The sequence below is a fragment of the Streptomyces sp. E11-3 genome (genome assembly GCF_046540415.1).
In the GTDB taxonomy this organism is placed as follows: domain Bacteria; phylum Actinomycetota; class Actinomycetes; order Streptomycetales; family Streptomycetaceae; genus Streptomyces.
The window spans coordinates 1,426,989-1,447,201 of record NZ_JAZGRL010000001.1 but is presented as its reverse complement, the minus strand read 5'-3'; the positions used below and the strand labels follow the sequence as shown (position 1 = coordinate 1,447,201).

17 protein-coding genes, 1 pseudogene and 1 riboswitch are annotated in these 20,213 nt (G+C 70.6%); of the genes and pseudogenes, 6 read left to right on the top strand and 12 right to left on the bottom strand.

Annotation, left to right across the window (positions count from 1 at the left end; genetic code table 11):
• Position 1 precedes the first annotated feature (1 nt).
• The 3 genes from pucL to U9R90_RS06655 all read left to right on the top strand — a co-directional run bounded on the left by pucL (position 2) and on the right by U9R90_RS06655 (position 5,316).
• On the top strand, positions 2-925 hold the full coding sequence (gene pucL / locus U9R90_RS06665; RefSeq protein WP_411055451.1) for a factor-independent urate hydroxylase: 924 nt from the start codon (positions 2-4) through the stop codon (positions 923-925).
• Between the two features lie 245 nt (positions 926-1,170).
• The gene (locus tag U9R90_RS06660; RefSeq protein ID WP_411055450.1) at positions 1,171-2,547 is read left to right on the top strand and encodes an 8-oxoguanine deaminase; all 1,377 of its coding nucleotides are present in this window, start codon (positions 1,171-1,173) and stop codon (positions 2,545-2,547) included.
• A 336-nt stretch (positions 2,548-2,883) separates the two neighbouring features.
• The gene (locus tag U9R90_RS06655; protein ID WP_411055449.1) at positions 2,884-5,316 is read left to right on the top strand and encodes a polysaccharide lyase 8 family protein; all 2,433 of its coding nucleotides are present in this window, start codon (positions 2,884-2,886) and stop codon (positions 5,314-5,316) included.
• 10 nt (positions 5,317-5,326) lie between these two features.
• Here the strand turns inward: U9R90_RS06655 and U9R90_RS06650 are convergent.
• The 9 genes and pseudogenes from U9R90_RS06650 to U9R90_RS06610 form a co-directional block, all read right to left on the bottom strand.
• Positions 5,327-6,192 (bottom strand): annotated as a pseudogene (locus tag U9R90_RS06650) (alkaline phosphatase family protein); the annotation flags it as partial.
• A 48-nt stretch (positions 6,193-6,240) separates the two neighbouring features.
• Positions 6,241-7,230: a hydroxyacid dehydrogenase gene (locus tag U9R90_RS06645; RefSeq protein ID WP_411057661.1), complete on the bottom strand. Its 990-nt coding sequence runs from the start codon at positions 7,228-7,230 to the stop codon at positions 6,241-6,243.
• Positions 7,231-7,286: 56 nt separating this feature from the next.
• On the bottom strand, positions 7,287-8,156 hold the full coding sequence (locus tag U9R90_RS06640; protein WP_411055448.1) for a carbohydrate ABC transporter permease: 870 nt from the start codon (positions 8,154-8,156) through the stop codon (positions 7,287-7,289).
• Positions 8,153-9,004: a carbohydrate ABC transporter permease gene (locus tag U9R90_RS06635; protein ID WP_411057660.1), complete on the bottom strand. Its 852-nt coding sequence runs from the start codon at positions 9,002-9,004 to the stop codon at positions 8,153-8,155. The genes U9R90_RS06640 and U9R90_RS06635 overlap by 4 nt, the downstream gene beginning before the upstream one ends.
• A 237-nt stretch (positions 9,005-9,241) precedes the next feature.
• On the bottom strand, positions 9,242-10,582 hold the full coding sequence (locus U9R90_RS06630) for an ABC transporter substrate-binding protein (RefSeq protein WP_411055447.1): 1,341 nt from the start codon (positions 10,580-10,582) through the stop codon (positions 9,242-9,244).
• 141 nt (positions 10,583-10,723) lie between these two features.
• Positions 10,724-11,851 carry a substrate-binding domain-containing protein gene (locus U9R90_RS06625; RefSeq protein ID WP_411055446.1) on the bottom strand — a complete coding sequence of 376 codons (1,128 nt, stop codon included), beginning with the start codon at positions 11,849-11,851 and terminating at the stop codon, positions 10,724-10,726.
• A 287-nt stretch (positions 11,852-12,138) separates the two neighbouring features.
• Positions 12,139-13,011, bottom strand: coding sequence for a hypothetical protein (locus tag U9R90_RS06620; RefSeq protein ID WP_411055445.1), 873 nt, complete (start codon positions 13,009-13,011; stop codon positions 12,139-12,141).
• Positions 13,011-14,303: a VWA domain-containing protein gene (locus U9R90_RS06615; RefSeq protein WP_411055444.1), complete on the bottom strand. Its 1,293-nt coding sequence runs from the start codon at positions 14,301-14,303 to the stop codon at positions 13,011-13,013. Before U9R90_RS06615 ends, U9R90_RS06620 begins: the two co-directional genes overlap by 1 nt.
• Before the next feature lie 71 nt (positions 14,304-14,374).
• Positions 14,375-15,286: a helix-turn-helix domain-containing protein gene (locus U9R90_RS06610; RefSeq protein ID WP_411055443.1), complete on the bottom strand. Its 912-nt coding sequence runs from the start codon at positions 15,284-15,286 to the stop codon at positions 14,375-14,377.
• 3 nt (positions 15,287-15,289) lie between these two features.
• Between U9R90_RS06610 and U9R90_RS06605 the strand changes: the two genes are divergently transcribed.
• From U9R90_RS06605 to U9R90_RS06595, 3 genes are all read left to right on the top strand, one after another.
• The gene (locus U9R90_RS06605) at positions 15,290-15,556 is read left to right on the top strand and encodes a hypothetical protein (RefSeq protein WP_411055442.1); all 267 of its coding nucleotides are present in this window, start codon (positions 15,290-15,292) and stop codon (positions 15,554-15,556) included.
• A 167-nt stretch (positions 15,557-15,723) separates the two neighbouring features.
• Entirely contained in the window at positions 15,724-16,620 is an 897-nt protein-coding gene (locus tag U9R90_RS06600; protein ID WP_411055441.1) for an alpha/beta hydrolase, read from the top strand.
• A 78-nt stretch (positions 16,621-16,698) separates the two neighbouring features.
• The gene (locus tag U9R90_RS06595; protein WP_411055440.1) at positions 16,699-17,088 is read left to right on the top strand and encodes a cupin domain-containing protein; all 390 of its coding nucleotides are present in this window, start codon (positions 16,699-16,701) and stop codon (positions 17,086-17,088) included.
• A 117-nt stretch (positions 17,089-17,205) separates the two neighbouring features.
• Here U9R90_RS06595 and U9R90_RS06590 read toward each other — a convergent pair whose 3' ends face one another.
• The 3 genes from U9R90_RS06590 to U9R90_RS06580 all read right to left on the bottom strand — a co-directional run bounded on the left by U9R90_RS06590 (position 17,206) and on the right by U9R90_RS06580 (position 19,932).
• On the bottom strand, positions 17,206-17,934 hold the full coding sequence (locus U9R90_RS06590; RefSeq protein ID WP_411055439.1) for a dienelactone hydrolase family protein: 729 nt from the start codon (positions 17,932-17,934) through the stop codon (positions 17,206-17,208).
• A gap of 421 nt (positions 17,935-18,355) precedes the next feature.
• On the bottom strand, positions 18,356-18,958 hold the full coding sequence (locus U9R90_RS06585; RefSeq protein ID WP_411055438.1) for a MepB family protein: 603 nt from the start codon (positions 18,956-18,958) through the stop codon (positions 18,356-18,358).
• A 122-nt stretch (positions 18,959-19,080) separates the two neighbouring features.
• Positions 19,081-19,932: a bifunctional 5,10-methylenetetrahydrofolate dehydrogenase/5,10-methenyltetrahydrofolate cyclohydrolase gene (locus U9R90_RS06580; protein WP_411057659.1), complete on the bottom strand. Its 852-nt coding sequence runs from the start codon at positions 19,930-19,932 to the stop codon at positions 19,081-19,083.
• A gap of 82 nt (positions 19,933-20,014) precedes the next feature.
• Positions 20,015-20,107, bottom strand: a riboswitch (ZMP/ZTP riboswitch).
• Positions 20,108-20,213: the final 106 nt, after the last annotated feature.

Here is a 20,213-nt window from a genome sequence, read left to right as displayed (position 1 = left end):
CATGCCCACGATTCTCGGCCAGAACCAGTACGGCAAAGCAGAGAACCGCGTCGTCAAGATCACGCGGGACGGCGACACCCACCACATCAAGGACCTGAACGTCTCGGTCGCGCTCTCCGGCGACCTCGACGATGTGCACTACTCGGGTTCCAACGCCCACTGCCTTCCGACCGACACCACCAAGAACACGGTGTTCGCGTTCGCCAAGGAGTACGGCATCGAGTCCGCCGAGCAGTTCGGCATCCACCTCGCCCGTCACTTCGTGACCTCCCAGGAGCCGATCCACCGCGCGCGTATCCGCATCGAGGAGTACGCCTGGGACCGCATCGCGACCTCCGACGCCAACTCCAAGTTCATCGGCTCGGACGAGGTCAACCACTCCTTCGTCCGCCAGGGCCAGGAGACCCGCGTCACCCAGGTCACCTACGACGGTGAGAAGTGGGAGGTCATCTCCGGCCTCAAGGACCTCGTCGTCATGAACTCCACCAACTCGGAGTTCTGGGGCTACATCAAGGACCAGTACACGACGCTCAAGGAAGCCTACGACCGCATCCTGGCCACCCAGGTCTCCGGCTGCTGGCGCTTCAACTGGAGCGACGACGAGCAGCGCATGCCCAACTGGGAGAAGTCCTACGAGCAGACCAAGAAGCACATGCTCCAGGCCTTCGCCGAGACCTACTCGCTCTCGCTGCAGCAGACGCTGTACCAGATGGGCTCGCGCATCATCAACAACCGTTCGGAGATCGACGAGGTCCGCTTCTCGCTCCCGAACAAGCACCACTTCCTGGTGGACCTGGAGCCGTTCGGCCTCAAGAACGACAACGAGGTCTACTACGCGGCCGACCGGATGTACGGCCTGATCGAGGCCACCGTCCTGCGTGACGGCGTCGAGCCGCAGATCCCGCTCGACATGACCAACCTCTGACTCCGACCGACGGCCGGAGCCTCGACACCCTCCGACGCGCATGCGCCGGCGTCTCCCCGGGACAGGCCCCCACGGCCCGTCCCGGGGGCCAGGAGGAGAGCGGGGACATCTGCGCAACATCCCGCGCCTGCGAACGCGATGAAGCGGTCGTACGCGCATCACGGACTCGGTCGTCACCCCGCTCGACCCCCGAGCCCGTACGAACCCGGGTGAGACACTGCCCGTAAGAGGAACGAGGAACCGCCGTGGCGGCTTCGCGCATCGTCATCGAGAACTGTGCCATCGCAACCGTGGACGCCGACGACACCGAGTACGCCTCGGGGTACGTCGTCGTAGCGGACAACCGGATCGAGTCGGTGGGTGCCGGCCAGGCTCCCGAGAACCTGCAGAACGTGGTCCGCCGTATCGACGGCACCGGGCACCTTCTCACCCCGGGCCTGATCAACACGCACCACCACTTCTACCAGTGGATCACCCGCGGTCTGGCCACCGACCACAACCTCTTCAACTGGCTCGTCGCCCTCTACCCCACCTGGGCGCGCATCGACGAGCCGATGGTACGGGCGGCCGCGCAGGGCTCACTCGCGATGATGGCCCGCGGCGGTGTCACCACCGCGATGGACCACCACTACGTCTACCCGCGGGGCTCCGGCGACCTCTCCGGCGCGGTCATCGGCGCCGCGTCCGACATGGGCGTCCGCTTCACCCTGGCCCGCGGCTCCATGGACCGCAGCGAGAAGGACGGCGGCCTGCCCCCGGACTTCGCCGTGGAGACCCTCGAAGGCGCGCTCGCCGCGACCGCCGAAACCGTCGACGAGCACCACGACGCCTCCTTCGACTCGATGACGCAGATCGCCGTCGCCCCCTGCTCCCCGTTCTCCGTCTCCACCGAGCTGATGAAGCAGGGCGCCGAACTGGCCCGCGCCAAGGGCGTACGCCTGCACACCCACGGCTCGGAGACCGTGGAGGAGGAGAAGTTCTGCCACGAACTCTTCGGCATGGGCCCGACCGACTACTTCGAGTCGACCGGCTGGCTCGGCGAAGACGTGTGGATGGCGCACTGCGTCCACATGAACGACTCCGACATCGCCGCCTTCGCCCGTACGAAGACCGGCGTCGCCCACTGCCCCTCGTCCAACGCCCGCCTCGCGGCCGGTATCGCCCGCGTCCCGGACATGCTGAAGGCCGGCGTCCCGGTCGGCCTCGGCGTCGACGGAACCGCGTCCAACGAGTCCGGTGAACTGCACACCGAGCTCCGCAACGCCCTCCTGATCAACCGCCTCGGCGCCCACAAGGAGGCCGCCCTGGGCGCCCGCCAGGCCCTGCGCCTCGGCACCTTCGGCGGCGCCCAGGTCCTGGGCCGCGCCGAGCAGATCGGCTCCATCGAGGCCGGCAAGCTCGCCGACCTCGTCCTGTGGAAGACCGACGGCATCGGGCACTCCTCGATCGCCGACCCGGTCACCGCCATCGTCTTCGGCGCCGCGGCCCCGGTCACCGCGTCGTTCGTCAACGGCAAGCAGATCGTCGAGAACGGCCGACTGCTGACCGCCGACGAGGACGCCATCGCCCGCACGACCCGCGACGAGGCCCAGCGCCTCGCCCGGATCGCCGCCGGCGACTGACCCCCCAGAGTCCGGCCAGGGGGGACGGCCCCTGGCCGGTCGCCGTGGACCCGAGCGGGGTCCACGGCAGCCGAGCCGGCCGGGTGAGGGCACCCATGTGCCCGCGCCCGCCGGCCCGGTGAACCGTCACACCCTCCAGCACCGCGACCGCACTNACACATAGATGCGGCGTGTACGGCCTCAGCGGCCGTACACGCCGCATCTATGTGTAGAGGCCTATTCCCAGAACGATCGATTCGTTCAATTCGGTTGTACTCATTGAGCGATTGAGCGACGGGTGCTAGAAACCGCTTACTCCCAGCGGTCCCCGCCGTCCCCTCATGCCTGGAGTGCCCCATGCCGACCCCTTCTCCTTGGTCCCGCCGCACCTTCCTCGCCACAACCGGCGCCTCCGCGCTCGCCCTCTCGCTCGGTGCCACCACCGGTACCGCCCACGCCGCCGACGAGTTCGCCGCCCTGCGCGCCAAGTGGCGCACCCTCATACTCGGCGAGGGCTTCAGCCCCACCGTCGAACCCTTCAAGAGCCGACTGGCCGAACTCGGCGCCACCGCTTCGGAGTTCCAGGCCGCGATGGCGCCCACCGACGGCTCCCTCTGGCCCGACCTGGGCTACGCCGACCCCGACCCGGACACCGACCCCGAGTCGTACGGCTACTCCGCCAACATGGCGAACAGCTACCGCCGCCTGAACACCATGGCCCAGGCCTACCGCCAGCAGGGCACCGGACTCACCGGCGACGCCGCGCTCAGAGACGCCGTACGCACCGGCCTCGACCACCTCTACACCCAGGTCTACAACGAGAACCAGACCCGCTACGGCAACTGGTGGAGCTGGCAGATCGGCGGCCCACAGCACCTCCTCGACACCTGCGTCCTGATGTACGACGACCTGTCGGCGGCGCAACTCGCCAACTACGGCAGGGCGGTCGACCACTTCGTACCGGACTCGGCCGTCGCCGATTACACCGGCACCTCCACCGGCGCCAACCGCGTCGACCTGTGCCGGGTACTCGCCCTGCGCGGCGTCATCGGCGACCGCGCCGCGAAGATCGCGCTCGCCCGGGACGCGCTGTCCCCCGTCTTCCCGTACGTCACCAGCGGGGACGGGCTCTACCGCGACGGCTCGTTCATCCAGCACACCACCGTCCCCTACACCGGCTCGTACGGGTCGGTGATGCTCGGCGGCCTCGGCATGCTCTTCGCGCTGCTCGCCGGGACCAGCTGGGCGGTCACGGACGACAACCGGCGGATCGTGTTCGACGCGGTCGAGGACGCCTGGGCGCCCTTCCTCTACAACGGCCTGGTCATGGACGGCGTCGCGGGCCGGGCGATCAGCCGCGGCCTGGCGGCGACCGATCCGAAGAACATCGAGCAGAACGACCATCTGCGCGGCCATCCGATCCTCGCCTCGATCGTGCTGCTCGGACAGGGCGCCAGCGCCGCCGAGAACACCCGCTGGCGCGGCCTGGTCAAGGGCTGGGCGCAACGTGACTACTACAGCCCGCCACTGCAGGACCCGGCGCTCGCGCTGCCCCACCTGGCGCGCCTCAGCTCCGTACTCGACGACTCCGCCGTATCCCCGACCGCGGAGCCCACCGGACACCGGCTCTTCGCCAGCATGGCCCGCGCCACCCACCGGCGCCCCGGCTGGGCCGCCTCGATCAGCATGGCCAACAAGCGCATCACGTACTACGAGACCGGCAACGGCGAGAACCTGCGCGGCTGGCACACCGGCTCCGGAATGCTCTACTGGTGGGGCGCGGACTTCGCCAACGGCCAGTACAGCGACGCGTTCTGGCCCACCGTCGACCCCTACCGGCTGCCCGGCACCACCGCCTCACGCAAGGTGCTCGCGGACGGCGCTGGCGGCGACTGGGGCGCGGCGCTGCCCGCCGTGAACTGGGTGGGCGGCGCGAGCGACGGGCAGCGGGCGGCCGTCGGCCAATACCTCAGGGGCCTGCAGAGCACCCTGCACGCCAAGAAGTCGTGGTTCTGCCTGGACGACACGATCGTCTGCCTCGGCGGCGGCATCGAATGCCGGGACGGTACGGCGGCCGAGTCGACCGTCGACAACCGCAACCTCGGGCCGGTGGGCAACGCCCCGTTCACCGCCGACGGCACCGTCAAGCCCCGCACCTACCCCTGGTCCGAGACCCTGACCGACGCCAACTGGGCGCACATCGGCGGCCACGCGGGCTATGTCTTCCCCGGCGGCACCACCGTCAAGGCCCTGCGCGAGCAGCGCACCGGCCGCTGGAGCGACATCAACCGCGGCGGCGCCACGACCGCGATCGCCCGCAAGTACCTCACGCTCTGGATCGACCACGGCACCGACCCGACCGACGCCTCGTACGCCTACCTCCTGATGCCCGGCGCGAGCACCGCGCAGACCGCGGCCCGCGCCGCCGACACCGGATGGCTGCGGATCCTCGCCAACACCAACGACCAACAGGGCGTCAGCGTCCCCTCGCTCGGCTTCACCGGAGTCAACTTCTGGTTCGGCGGAACGGTCGACACGCTCACCGCGAGTGCGCCCTGCGCCGTAATGATCAGCGAGAAGAGCGACGGCACCGCGGTCATCTGCGTCAGCGACCCGATGCGGATGCGGACCAGCCTCACCCTCACCTGGGACCGGCCCGTCACCAAGGTCCTCGCCAAGCCCGCGACCGTCACCTCCGCGACCACGGGCTCCGCGCTGAAGCTCACCTTCGGGGACCTGACCGGCACTGCGGGCGCCACTCAGAAGATCACCGTCAGACTGCGTTCTTAGACCACGGGCGGCCGTCCAGCGTCCAGTGCGAGTCGGTCGCGCGGCCCAGGGACGCGTACACCTGGGCCGCGACGTCCTCGTGCCGCAGCCCTGGGCCGCGACGTCCTCGTGCCGCAGCGCGCGCTCGGGCACGCCGGCCGGGATGTCCGGACCGGCACAAGCGATCCACGCGGTCACTTCGAGCGCCGAGCGACCACCGTGACCGCCTTCGTCGCGGTGCCCGTGGTCGGTCACGACGATCACCGTCCAGTCCTCCTGGTCGTACGTGGCACGGGCACGCACCGCGGCGGTCAGGCGGCCCAGCCGCTCGTCGGCCCGTACGACCGCCCGCTCGTACTCCTCGCCACAACCCAGGACGTGCCCCGTCTCGTCGACGGCCCCCAGATACACGAACGAGGCCTCCGGGCCCTCGTCGGCAAGCACCCGTACCGCGTCGTCGGTGATCCGCTCGTCCGTGGCGTCCCAGGCCTCGGCCGTGTCGGCCGGTGCGGCCAGATAGCTGATCCGGGCCGGTTCACGGAACATCGGACCGCCGTCGGCCACCGTGAGCAGCGGCTGCCACCCCGCGGCGACATATGTACGGCAGCCGTCCTGGCGGTGCAGGCGGGTGGTGAAGTCGGGGAACAGGTTCAGCCGGTTGCCGGTGAAGTCGTTGCTCCACACGGCGTGCTTGTCGACCCGTACGCCAGTGACGATCGTCGCCCAGCAGGGGCCCGACATGGTGGGTGTGCCGGGATCGATGGTGACCGGGGCGAGGAACCCGGCCGCCGCGACCGCGTCCAGGTGCGGGGTCGGCACGGCACCCAGGGTGTCGAGCCGTACGCCGTCGATTCCGACGACGAGAACATGGCGGGCGCGGTCGCGGGCCGTGGGCATGAGGGGTCCCTCTCTGGTCAGACTGGGTGGGGCTCCCAGGGGCGGGCGTCAGGCGGAGTGGTCCAGCGTGCGCGGGTCCACCCGGTGCCTGAACGGCAGCCCCTGGGCGTACCGCTCGATCTCCTCGGCGGCCGCGTCGGCGAGCCGGTGCAGCTCACCGCCGATCGAACCCGCCAGATGAGGGGTGAGCAGGACGTTCGGCAGATCGTAGAGCGGCGAGTCGGCGGGCAGCACCTCGGGGTCGGTGTGGTCGAGCACGGCGTGCAGCCGCCCCGCCGTGAGCTCCTCGGTGAGCGCGGCCGTATCGACGAGCGCGCCACGGGCGGTGTTGATCAGCGTGGCACCGTCGGGCATCCGCGCGAGCCGCGCCGCGTCGAACAGCCGCCGCGTGGCGGGAAGCGCGGGCGCGTGCAGCGAGACGACGTCGCTGCGCCGCACCAGCTCGTCCAGGTCCACCAGCCGCACGCCCAGGGCGTGGGCCTCCGCCGCGTCCAGGTACGGGTCGTGCACCAGAACCGTCAGGTCGAAGGGCCGCAGCAGCTCCATGACACGGCGGCCGATACGGGACGCGCCGACCAGGCCGACCGTGCGCCGGTAGTTCCCGACGGACGGGAAACCGCCGATGAGGTTCACCCGGCCGCCGCGCCGCTCGCGATAGGCATGCGCCCCTTCGAGCACCCGCTTGTTGGCGAACAGGATCGCGGCGAGGGTGTACTCGGCGACCGGCAGGGCGTTGGCCGCGGCCGCCGTACTCACCTCGATGCCACGCTCCCAGCAGGCGTCCGTGACATGGTGCTTGACGCTGCCCGCCGCGTGCACGACGGCCCGCAGCCGGGGCATGCGCCCGAGCGCGGCCGCGTCCAGCGGCGGGCAGCCCCACCCGGTGAGCAGGACGTCGGCCTCGTACAACCGCCCGCGCTGTACCGGGTCCCGGTCGCCGAAGTCGGTGACGAGCAGGCCGGTGTCGACGTCGGCGACGCGGGCCAGGCGCGTCAGGGCGTCGCTGCCGAACACCGCGTCGCGGGTCTCGCGGCTCATGGCCAGGACGGTGCGGGGGCGGGGGCAGGTGCGCGGGCGGGTGCCGGGTGCGGCGGTCACTTGGTGGCTCCTGCGGTCAGTCCCGAGCGCCAGAAGCGCTGCAGGCAGAGGAAGGCGACGATCAGCGGCAGTACGGCGACCAGGGCGCCCGCGATGACCAGCGAGTACAGCTCGGGCTGCTGGTAGACATTGCGGTGCCACATGAACAGGCCCAGGTTGACGGGGAAGAGCCGCTCGTCGTTGAGCATCATCAGGGCGCCGTAGAAGTTGTTCCAGGCGGCCGTGAACGAGAACAGGAAGATCGTCATGAAGCCGGGCGCCAGCATCGGCAGCGACACGGACGCGAACGTACGCAGCTCGCCCGCCCCGTCGACCCGGGCGGCCTCCAACACCTCGCCGGGCACATAGCCCTCGGAGAACACACGGGCCAGATAGACCCCGAACGGATTCACCAGCGACGGGATCAGCACCGCCCAGTACGTGTTGACCAGGCCGATCTCGGAGGCCATCAGATACAGCGGCAACTGGACGACGGTGGCCGGGACGAGCACGCCGATCAGTACGACACCGAACAGCTTCTCCCTGCCCTGGAACTCGTACTTGTCGAAGGCGTAGCCGCAGGCCACCGAGATGAGCGTGGAGAGCAGCGCGCCGACCACCGTGTAGAGCAGGCTGTTGGCGAACCAGCGGGCGTAGATGCCGTCGTTGTACGCGAACAGGGCCTCGATGTTGGCCCAGAGGTTGAAGTCGCCGAGGGCGAAGGGATTGGTGGCGAACAGGTCCCGGTAGTTCTTGGTGGCCGCGATCACCAGCCAGGTCAGCGGCATCAGCGTGTAGAGCGCGAAGACGACCAGGACGCCATTGACGACGACCCGCGAAGTGAGCCGCGCGGTCTGGGGCCGTGCGGTAGGAGTGCGGGTGCTCATGAGGCCTTCCACCGGTTGCCGAGCTTGGTGACGACGAAGGACAGCACGCCCGCGACGAGCGCGAGGAGCAGCGACGCGGCGGCGGCCAGACCGTAGTCGTGGGCCTTGAAGGCCGCGTTGAAGATGTACATCGTGGGCGACCACTCCTCGCCCATCTCGGTGGCCCGCAGCTGTACGAGCTTGGGCGCGTCGAAGAGCTGGATGGCGCCGACGCAGGTGAACAGGACGGTCAATACGACCGTGGAACGGATCATCGGGATCTTGATCCGCAGGGCAGTGCGCAGCGCTCCCGCGCCGTCGACCCGCGCGGCCTCCAGGACCTCGCGCGGGATGGCCTGCAGACCCGCGTAGAAAATGATCATGTTGTAGCCGATCCACTGCCAGGCCGAGACGTTGACGACCGACAGCAGGGCCTCGTCCCTGCCGAAGAAGTTCCAGTCGGCGCCGAGACCTTCGAGCGCGTCGGTGACCGGGCTGAGTCCCGGTGTGTACAGATACAGCCAGATGATCGCGGCGATCAGTCCGGGCACGGCGTGCGGCAGGAAGTAGGCGATCTGGTAGAAGCGCTTGGCCCCGGCGAGCGCGGAGTCGACCAGCAGGGCCAGGGTGAGCGCCCCGCCGATCATCAGCGGGATGTAGAGCAGGCAGTACAGGGCGATGTTCCCGAACGAGGAGAGGAACGCCGGGTCCCGCAGCGCGGCGCTGTAGTTGCCGAACCCGGCGAACACCCGCTCCGTACCGCCGAACCCGAGCCCGGACAGGGCCTCTTCGCGGTACAGGCTCATCCAGGCCGCGTACGCGATGGGGGCCACGGTGACCGCGGCGAACAGGACGAAGAACGGGGCCATGAACAGGGTGGCGGCGCCGCGCCTGCTGCGTTGCAGGGAGGCCGACACGCCCGGCGGGGGAGTGGATGGGCCTCCCTGGGAGGAAGAAGTGCCCGCTGGCGCGGGCGGTTTGGGCGATCTGGTGAGCGGGACGGCCACCGGTGGGCTCCTTCGGGTGAGGGGCGAAGGGGTGGTACGGAGCGGGGCCCGGCGTTCTCCGGCGTGTTCACGGGCAGGCCGGGCCCCTTCCGCTGGCGGCTACTTGGCGAGTTTCAGACCGCGGTCGGTGACGGCCTTCTCGCCCTTGGCCTGGCCCACGGTCAGCGCCTTGGTGTGATCGGCGCCCGTACTGCCCTGAGCCGCGGTGACCTGCTGCTGGACCGGGCCCCAGGTCCAGCCGGGGACGATGGTGTCCGCGGCCTGACCGGACAGTTCGTACACGTCCTGGCCCTCGAAGTACGAGCCGTCGAACTCCTCGGCCGCCACCTTGCGCATCGCCTCGTTGGCGGGCAGGGCGCTGCTGGGCGCCTTGAGGGAGCTCAGCCGGGGTTTCATCGCCTCGGGGTTGGTGGTCACCCACTCGATGAACTGGGCGGCGGCTTCGGTGTGTTTGCTGCCCTTGGGGACGACGTACGAGGTGCCGCCGTACATCCCGGTGGCGGGCTTGCCGTCCCAGGTGGGCAGCGGTGCGATGCCCCACTTGCCCTTGAGGTCGGGGTAGCCGGTGGAGAAGCCGCCCGCGCTCCAGGCGGCGCCGATGATGGTGGCGACCTTGCCGCCCGCGCGCTCCTTGGCCTCACCCTCGCCCCACAGCGGGGTCTTGGAGGCGAGGCCGTCGTCCAGGAGACCGTCCCAGTAGGCGGCGACCTTCTTCGACGCGGCGCCGTCGATGGTGACCTTCCAGGCGTCACCCGACGTGCCGTACCACTGGGCGCCCGCCTGCCAGGCGAGTCCGGCGAGCAGGGCCGGGTCGCCGCCGCCGAAGTTGGTGATACGGACCTTCGGATCGGCCTTGTTGATCTTCTCGGCGGCCGCGCGGTACTCGTCCCAAGTCCCCGGGACCTCGACGTCGTACTTCTTGAACAGGTCCTTGCGGTAGAAGAGTTGGATGGGTGTGACGTCGAAGGGGACGGCCCAGGTCTTGCCGCCGAGATTGACCAGGGACTGGATGTTCTCGGGGAACTTCTCGCTGACGGTGTCACCGGCGACCGCGCTGAGGTCCTCCAGGTTGCCCTCGCTGGCGTACTCGGGGAGCGCGGAGTAGTCCATGGTGGCGACGTCGGGGGCGTTACGGCCCTTGACCGCGTTGGTGAGCTTGGTGACGCCCTCCGGACCGGACGGGATCAGCGAGAACTCGACCTTGATGTTCTTCTGCGACTTGTTGAACGCCTCCGCCGTCTCCTTGGCTCCGGCGGTGGCCGACCAGTAGGTGAGGGTGACCGGCTTGCCGTCGGACCCGGCGTTCGGGGAGTTGCCGTCGCTGTCGCCGCCACCACAGGCGGTGGCGAGCAGCGTGAGTGAGGCGACGGTCGCGGTGAGGGCTATGCGGGACGTTCGTGACGCTCGTGGTGTTCGTGACGTACGGGAAGTGCGCGGCATGGCACGGCTCCTACGGGACCTCGAACTGCGGAAGACAGCTTGGGAAGAAGAGGCGAACGCAGGACATCATGTGACCAAGACCGATCGCGGTCAAGAGCGAACGACCAACTCAATCAAAACGATCGCGACGCGATCACTCGCTCAGGTGTGGTGGTTGCCCGCGCCACAGGAGGCGCGGACCTTCAACTCCGGCAGCAGATCGAGGTGTTGACGCGCCGTCCGCACGCCCTCCGTGCCGCGCGCTTGTGTCAGCCGGGTCAGCAGCAGCTCAGCGGCCTTGGCGCCGACCGCGCGCTTGGCCGGGGCCACCGCGGTCAGCGGCAGGTCCGCGAGCGGAGCGACCTCGTCCCCGTACGCGATGAGGGCCAGGTCATCGGGCACCCGCACACCGCGCGCCCGCAGTTGCGGAATCAGGACGACCGCGTCCGCGTCGGTATGCATCAGGGCCGCGGTGACGCCGTCGCGTGCGACCACGTCGCACAGGTATTCCAGGGTGCGGGCGAGCCGGTCGCCCTTGCCTTCCGACGGCTCGCCTGGCTCCCGCTCCGGCGGCGGCGTCGGGACCCGCTCCAGGCCGAGCGCTTCGACGGCCGCCTCGTAGCCGAACGTCAAGTGCCGTGCGGTGGGCGTCTGCTGGATCGCCAGGGCCACCCTGCGGTGGCCGAGCGAGGCCAGGTGGCGCACCGCGTCCGCGGCTCCTATGGCGTGGTCGGACCTGACCCGGTCCAGGGCCGCGGCCGGGTGGCCGTGCGGCACCCAGCGCTCCACCAGGACGGTCGGTACGCGCTGTTCGGCGACCCAGGCGCCTTCGGCTCCGCGCGGCATGCCCTCGTCCCAGTTGGGCGTCAGCAGCAGCCCGTCGGCGCCTGCCGCGACCAGCCGTTCGGCCTGGGCCGCGTCCTCGTCCTGAAGGTAGTTGGAGATCCCGATGGAGAGCCGCGCGCCGTGCGCCTCGACGACTTCCCTGGCCCCGCGCACCACTTCGGGGTAGTAGTAGTCGGAGGTCGGCACGACCATGCCCACCACCAGGCCCTCGGCGTCCGCCGCCGCCGGGCCGGGCGCCGCCTGCTTCGCGGGGGCGTCGCCCGGCCAGATCACCGCGCCGTGCATCCGCCGCACCTTGCCTTGCGACGCCAGGGACTCGACGTCCCTGCGCAGCGTCACCGGGGACACGCCGAGCGCGTCGGCCAGCTCGGCGACCCGCACACTGCCGCGCTCACGCACGAGTGCGAGCACCCGCTCGTGCCGCTGGTCCACATGGAGCCGCATGGATTCCCCCTGCTCTGGGCGCTCGGGCCGATCGGGCCGGGCTTTGCGCCGCCTACTGTACGGGGTAAGCGTATCGATCGCTTCCGATCAAAACGATCCCCCGAGGTGATCGGTGCGGCTCCACACTGATCTCCCCCACCCCGCCCCTTCCCGAAAGGCCTCGCCGGCCGGGCTCACAGATGGCCTCAAACTCCCCCACTCTCGGCTTCGCTCGAGCGGGAGGTACCCCCCTGCCGGGCTGACATTGCCCCCGGGTGCCCGCGACGGGGCACCCGAGGGGCCTCTGCTCACGCCACCCGACGGCCTCCCGGGCCGCGGGCGAGCACGTATCCGCCCACACCGGTCAGCGCCGCGAGGAAACCGCCCGCCGCCGTCCACAGCCAGCGGTCCGACCACCAGCCGGACGACCAGCCGTCCTCGGGCTCGGAGGCGGCAGCCGCCTGCTGCGCCGGGCTGTCCCCGGAGACGTCATCGGATGCGGGGTCGGCCGTGACTCCGTTACCGGCCACCAGCGGTGCCGCCAGTGAGCCGTCCACCGCGTGCGAGCCGCCCACCTCCTTGAAGTCGGCCTCGACCTCGGCCTGCACGGGCAGCCCCAGGTCGGCCGCCTTGAGGCCGGTGACCGTGAGCCGCACGTAGTAGGTGCCCGGCAGCGGATCGTCCGACCACTGCTCGGACCAGGCCCGTACCGGACGCAGCGTGCAGGACAGCGAGACGGACTCGGCGTCCTGGGCCGCCTTCCTGGTCTGGGCGCCGTACATACAGGCCTGGCGGCGCCGCAGCCCGTCGTACACGTCGACCTGCCAGGTCTGGGTGCCCTTGCGGGCGCTCGACTCCGGGAGCTTGACGGTCGCCTTGACCGTCGGCCGCTGCCCGGTGTCGGCCAGGAACTTCCAGTACAGGTACTCGCCGGTGGACGCGCTCGCGGTGGCCCGCTGCCCCGGCTCGAACTCCACGGCCGTACGGAACGACGTACCCGCCTCGGTGGGCCCGTCGCCGCCGTCGCCCGCGCCCGAACTGCTCGACGGGGACGGGTCGTCGGCCAGCGCCGTACCCGCCATGCCGAACAGTGCCGTACCCGCCAGCAGCGCGGCACTGACGCCGGTGCGGACGCCGACCCTGACGCCGACCCGCAACGCCTTGGTGATCCCGGTCCCCATCAGATGCTCCTCCGTACAGCGCCACGCCAGCGGGCCAGCCAGCCCCACAGCACACCGGCCAGGAATCCCGTCACGGCCAGCGCGCCGAGCAGCCACCAGCCCCGGCCCAGACCGAAGAACGCCACATCGGAGGAGTCCGATGGGCCGTCCACCAGGTCGATCGTCAGCTCGACGGGCAGCCCGGGGTCCTTCTTGACGGAGGCCGGAGCGGAGAAGGAGTTCCCGATCTGCAGACAGACCGTCTCCGGATCGCCCTCGCCGTCCGTGTCATCGGGGTCGGCCTTCGGGTAGCGCAGTCCGGCCGAGATGACATCGGTGCGCCCGCTGCCCGCGGACTCGCCGCGTACGATCTCGCGCCCGTGCACGGTGACCGCGCGCAGCAGCACGCCGTAGTCGTTGTCGACCTGCCGGTCGGCCGCGACGCTCACCGAGGCGCGCAGCTCCTGGCCCGGCTTGACGTCGACCTGGTACCAGCGGTGCTCGCCGAACTTCTCCCGGTCGGTGTAGAGACCCGAGCCGACCTTGGGGGCCTTGGCGCACTGGTCCGCGCCCTCCACGGCGACCGGTGTGACCACGGGCTCGGCCGCGCGGTCCACCAACTGGTTGACGCGGTCGGAGAGTTCCTCCTTGTGGCGGATCGAGGTGTACGTACCGCCGGTCGCGTCCGCGATACAGCTCAGCTGGTCGCGGGTCTTGGCGTCCGGGACCAGGCCGAGGGTGTCGATGGTGAGGTTGATGCCCTTGGCCGCGATGTCACGGGCCACCTCGCACGGGTCGAGCGGCGCGCAGGTGTCCTCGCCGTCCGTGATGAGGACGATCCGACGGGTCGCCTCACCGCCTTCGAGGTCGTCGGCGGCCTTCAGCAGCGCGGGCCCGATCGGCGTCCACCCGGTGGGGGCGAGGGTCGCCACCGCCGTCTTGGCCTCGGTGCGCGCGGACTTGTCGAGTACGCCGACCGGGTAGAGCTGCTTGGTGTCCTTGCAGCCCTCCTTGCGGTCGTCGCCGCGGTAGTCGGCGCCCAGGGTGCGTATGCCGAGCTCGACCTCGTCCGGGGTCGCGTCGAGCACCTCGTTGAACGCCTGCTTCGCCGCGGCCATCCGCGTCCCGTTGTCGATGTCTCGGGTGCGCATGGACCCGCTCACATCGAGGACGAGTTCGACCTTGGGGGCGGGGCCTTCGCCCCCTCTGTGCTCGTCGGCGAAGGCGGTGCCGGTGGCCGCGGGGAGCAGCCCGGCCGTCAGGGCGGCGAGCAGGGTGCATGCGCCCGCCGCCAGCCGTTGTCTTGTGATCATCGCCGGATCCTATTGACCTTTGACGGCACATCAAAAATCGCGGTGGAATCGGCTCTTCCGCGCCTCGACGATCAGCCGTCGAGTAGTCGCCACGCCGTGAGGGCGAGCCTGGCCCGGGTCAGTCCGGCGGGCTCGGTGAGGTCGACGCCCAGGGCCTTGCCGATCTGTTCGATACGGCGGGCGACGCTGCTGTGGTGCAGGTGGAGAAGGTCGGCGGCCCGACGGAGCGAGCCGGTGGCACAGTAGGCGTCCAGGGTCTCCAGGTCCTCCGGGTTGCTCTTGGCTGTTCGGGCGATCGCGGCCACGTCGGTGTTGCCTCGTACGGCGTCCTCGGGTGCCTCGGCCAGGAGCGCGAGCGCGCCCAGGTCGTCGTAGCGGAGAACAGGTTCGCGCGGGGTGGTGAAGCGGAGGGCGGTGCGGGCCTCCCGCCAGGATCGGTCGGGGCTTTCGGCGGCGCCGATGCCCGCGCGTACACCTGCCGGGAACCGGGCCGGGTCGATGGTGGAGGCCAGGATGACGCCCACGTCGGCGAGCGGCGCCGCCTTCACCGGGCGGGCCGGGCAGACCAGGCCGCCGACCTGGTCGAGCGGAAGCCGCGACCGTACGGCGACGACGCGGACCGGCAGATCGGCGGCGAAACCCAGGAGCCGTAACGCCCGGGCCCTGGCCGCCTCGTCGCTGTCGGAGCTGATCGCCAGTTCGACCAGGGCGGGGTCGGCCATGGTGGTGCGGGCCGGGCCGTACCGCTCGACGACCGCCGCGGCGGCGATGGCGAGCCGGTCGAGGAGCAGCTCGTCGAGTGAGCCGGGCGCGCCGGGGCGTTCCAGCCACACCGTGCCGATCTGCTCCTCGTCGAGGGTGATCGGCGTCGTGCTGGACGCGGTCGGCGGCGGGGCGGACGCGATTGGCGGCGGGACGTACGCCGTTGGGGGCGAGGCGGACGCGGTTGGGGGCNGCCGGGCGCGCCGGGGCGTTCCAGCCACACCGTGCCGATCTGCTCCTCGTCGAGGGTGATCGGCGTCGTGCTGGACGCGGTCGGCGGCGGGGCGGACGCGATTGGCGGCGGGACGTACGCCGTTGGGGGCGAGGCGGACGCGGTTGGGGGCGGGGTGGACGCGTCCCTGCCGTCGGGCGAGACGCGGATCGCCCGCCCCGTGCCGTGCAGCCGAATCCCGGCCACGCACTCGGCCAAGCCCGCCGAGGCCCGGGCGAGCGCCGGGAGATCCACCCGTCGACGCATCAGCGTGTCGTAGAACATCACCACGCGGATCGCGCCTTCGACCTGCGAATCCAACTGGGACAGCCGTGCGGCCAGTGCCTCCATGACGGGAGGATAGGCGCCGATCGGCGCGCGAGCGCGGCGAGATGCCCGACGGATGGCGGATGATCTCGCGGGGTGGCGACCGCGACGATGGTCGACATGGATCCCGAACTGGAAGCATTCATCCCGTTGTTCCCCCGAGCCGACCTGACCGACCCGGTCGCCGAACGCAAGAACCTCGCGGGCCTGGCCGCCGCGGTACCGGCACCGGACACCACCGGCATGGAGGTCGAGGACCGCACGGTGCCGGCCGATCCGGACGTGCCCGTGCGGATCTACCGCCCGCACCGCGCGCAGGGCGCCATCGTCTGGCTGCACGGCGGCGGATTCGTGATGGGCGACCTGGACACCGAGCATCCGTGGGCCGCCCGACTCGCCGACGGCTCGGGGGCGGTGGTGATCTCGGTGGGCTACCGGCTGGCCCCCGAGGACCGGTTCCCAGCCGCCCTGGACGACGCCTACGCCACGCTGAGCTGGACGGCCGAGCACGCGGCCGAACTCGGCATCGACCCCGAGCGGATCGCGGTGGGAGGGCACAGCGCCGGCGCGGGGCTCGCGGCCGGGGTGGCGCTGCGGGCGCGTGACCAGCAGGGGCCGCCGATCCGCTGCCAGCTGCTCAACCAGCCGAACCTCGACGACCGCCAACAGTCGTGGTCCGCACGGAACTTCACCGATACACCCTGGCTGAATCGCGACAAGATCGCCGCGGCATGGCGGCACTACCTGGGCTCCGCGCCCGCCACGCCGTATGCCGCTCCGGCACGGGCAACCGACCTGTCCGGACTGCCACCCGCCTACATCGCCACCGCGGAGTTCGATCCGAACCGCGACGAGGACATCACCTACGCACAGCGCCTGCTCCAGTCAGGCGTCTCGGTCGAACTGCACCAGTGGCCCGGCACGTTCCACGGGTCGCAGGCGATCCTGTCCGCCGAGGTGTCACAGCGTCAGATCGCCGAACTCGGCGCGGCCTTGCGCCGCGCCCTGGCCGAGTGAGCGCCGCGGCCGATCCGGCCGACCACCCCCATGCCACACCCACCAGCTGAAAGAACTCCGCAGGAAGGACATCCCGGCATGACTGTGACCCCGATCGACCTCTTCGCATCCGCTCTCCACCTTCGCCCGGACGGCGAAGTGCGCGCCGAGCAGCAGATGTTCGACCCCGAGCGGGACGGCTGGCAGGTGATGGCCTTCCATGTGGAGACCGACGCCGACCTTCACGCCGACCACTGGGAAGTCCATCCGAACGCGGACGAAATCGTCTCCTGCCTCACCGGCGGGATACGCGTCTACCTCCGTCCGCAGCAGCCAGGAGAGGCGGAGGAGGAGACCAAGCTGGCGGCCGGAACCGCGATCATCGTGCCGCGCGGGCGATGGCACCGCATCGAACTGGACGCCCCCGGCGACATCCTGTCCGTCACCCTGCCACGCGGCAGCCACCTGGAGAAGCGGACCGAGGCGTAGGCGGACAGAGCGGAGCCGCGAGGGGTGGGCCGCACCCCTCGCCCAGGCCCTCAACGCACAGTCGTCAACCCAACTAACCGATGGAGCTGGCCTTCAGCGTTCCCGCCAGCCGCCGCCTCAGACGAGTGCGCGGTCGAGGAGAGGGAGCAGCCGGTCCCAGTGGCGCTGCAGTCCGGCGGGGTCGAAGGCGTCGGTGTCGGACATGGTGAACCCGTGGACGGTGCCGGGGGAGATCTCGGAGGTGTAGTCGACCTTCGCGGCGTCCAGGGCCCGGTTGAGCTCGCCCAGGGCCTCGGGCGTCAGGTCGCTTTCGGCGTGGCCGAAGTGGACCTGGGCGGTGATCTCGGCGAGGGCGTCGGGCCCGTCCGCGCCCACGGGGCCGTGGAATGCGGCGACGGCGGCCACTTGGCCGGGGTGGGCCGCGGCGGTGCGCGTCGCGAGGAGGCCGCCTATGCAGTACCCGGTCACCGCGACCGGTCCGGCGCCGACCTCGGGCTGGGTGGTGAGGAACCTGAGGTAGGCGTCGGCGTCGCTCAGGACACGCTCGGCGGTGTGCGCCTCGATCAAGGGCATCAACTGCTCCATCAGCGCGGGCCGGACCTCTTCTCCGATGTGCTCGGGAAGGTCGATCACCGGTGCCGCGCCGTGCCGGTAGAAGAGGTTGGGGACGAGCACGTAGTACCCGTGCCCGGCCAGTTCGCGGGCCATCTCCCGCAGCACGGGCCTGATGCCGAAGCCGTCCGCGTACATCAGCACCCCTGGGTGCCGCTCGCCGTGGTCGGGGAAGGCGGCGAAGGCGTCGGCCTGGCCGTCCGTGGTGGGAATCCGCAGCGTCTTGGTGGGCATGAACTCTCCTGTCGTGGTTGATGTGTCGAGCCTGTGATCAACACGACGGAGGCGGAGCGCGTGCGGCAGCGCGAGATCCTCGATCAGACAGCGGGCTCGCACCGGCCCGTACGGCGCTCAGAGGAGCACCGGCTTGTACGGCGCTCAGAGGAGCACCGGCCCGTACGGCGCTCAGCAGAGCACCGGGTCACCAATCCGTGTGTGGCGCAATGCCGTCCCGGTATTCATGGCCGCACAGCCTAGCCCACCGGACAAAAACCGACGCCAACACCCCAGCCCACAGCGCGGTTCACGAGGGCCCGCACTGGCAGGCCAGTCAAGGACCGAGTGAGTACGCGCACTCACTCCTGGCCAGGTAAGCGAGCCCATCCGCCGCGCTCCTCCGCTGACCTACCGTCCCCGTCCGCATGGAGCCCCAGGGTCAACCAGTGGCCACCCGCCCTCGGCCCGCAGCGCCGTCCTGGGGGTGGTGGAGCTCTCGGGCGCGGGCCAGGTCGTTAGGCCCGTCCTGGTTCAGGTGCAGGAAGAAGTCCAGCTGCCACGCCTGCGCACGGCTGGCCTGGCGGTTGGTGGTGGTCACCCAGGGCGGGTAGACGCGGAAGGCGCGTTTCCCGTCAGAACCGTTCGCTGAGACGACACCGTGTTGGCGGAGCGCGTGCATGGGAAACACGAACTGGCCGAAGTGGTGAGGGTCTCGGGTGCTGATGACGAAGAGGTCGACGGGATCCGTGGCGTCGAAGGGCTGGATGGGCCCGGCCGGCGACCTCTTCCAGACGGTGACGAACTGGCCGACCTTCGTGGGGGTCGTCTTGGCCGCGCGGAACCGGACGGAGAGGCCGTCAAGAGTGAACTCGTGGGCGGCGTAAGCGGCACCTTCGGCTTCGGGCACCGGCTGCGAGCAGGTGAAGCCGCAGGGATCGTAGACGAGCGCCTTCGCCGCAGCGAGATCTTCGTGGGTTGGGGCGGTGTCCAGCCACGGTTTGGGGTCGGCTGAGTGCTGGCGGTTCTGGCGGTTCGTCGTCATTCGTCCACCCTGTCACGGGTGCTTGGAGCTGGTCGGCTCGGGTCGATGGTCAGCTCCGCGCGGCGCACCGGGCTCGGTCCGGGTCTGACGGGACTAAGGGGGACTGAGGGGACTAAGGAGGCCTAGGCCCCCGAGGGGGCCTCCACCGCGCCCGTCAGCCGCTCCGCCGCCGTAACCGTCTGCTCCAGCAGCACCGCGATCGTCATCGGCCCGACACCTCCGGGCACCGGAGTGATCAGCCGGGCACGGGCGCTCGCGCCCGCGAAGTCGACGTCGCCGACATTGCCCGCGTTGTAGCCCGCGTCCAGCACCACGGCTCCGGGCTTGATGTCCTCGCCCTTGATGAACTCAGGGCGCCCGACGGCCGCCACGAGGATGTCGGCCTCCCGGACGATCTCGGACAGGCCGACGGTACGCGAGTGGCAGTACGTCACCGTCGCGTCGCGGGCGAGGAGCATCATCCCGACCGGCTTGCCGAGGATGGCGCTGCGGCCCACGACCACCGCGCGCTTGCCGGTCGGGTCGACGTCGTACGCGTCGAGCAGCCGCATGATCCCGCCGGGCGTGCACGAGGCGAAGCCGGGCAGGCCGAAGCCCATCGCGGCGAAGGACCGCATCGTGACACCGTCGACGTCCTTCTCGGGCGCGATGGCCTCGAACGCGGCCCGTTCGTCGATATGCGGGCCGACGGGGTGCTGCAGCAGGATGCCGTGCACCTCGGGATCCTGGGACAGCTCGGTGAGCGTGGCCACCAGTTCGGCGGTGGTGGTCTCGGCGGGCAGCTCGACCAGCCGGGACCGTATCCCCGCCTTCGCGCACCGGTTGCGCTTCATCCGGACGTACGTCACGGAGGCGGGGTCGTCACCCACCAGCACGGCCGCCAGGCACGGTGTGACGCCGGTGGCACGGGTGAGCTCGGCGGCCCGCTCCGCGGTGGCCTCGGTGATCCGCCGCGCGACGGCGGAACCGTCCATGAGCTGAGCGGTCTGGGGTGGGGTCTGGGCCTGCTGGGGCACGGGCGCTCCTTGAGCGTCGACTGCGGTTGGCTACGCAGCTACGGATCGCCCAGGCGCGCGGCATCACACGACGAAACCCGTCAGGCCGCTCCCCGGTGGTACTCCACCTCATGCGCCAGTCACGGCCCGCGTCCACTGTAATGGACCGCGGCCAGCCCGAGTGGACCCGCTCGGCCAGGGTGCGCTACCCGCACCGACCGTCCGCTCCCAGCCCACCCACGGCTCAGCCCCGCCGAGGC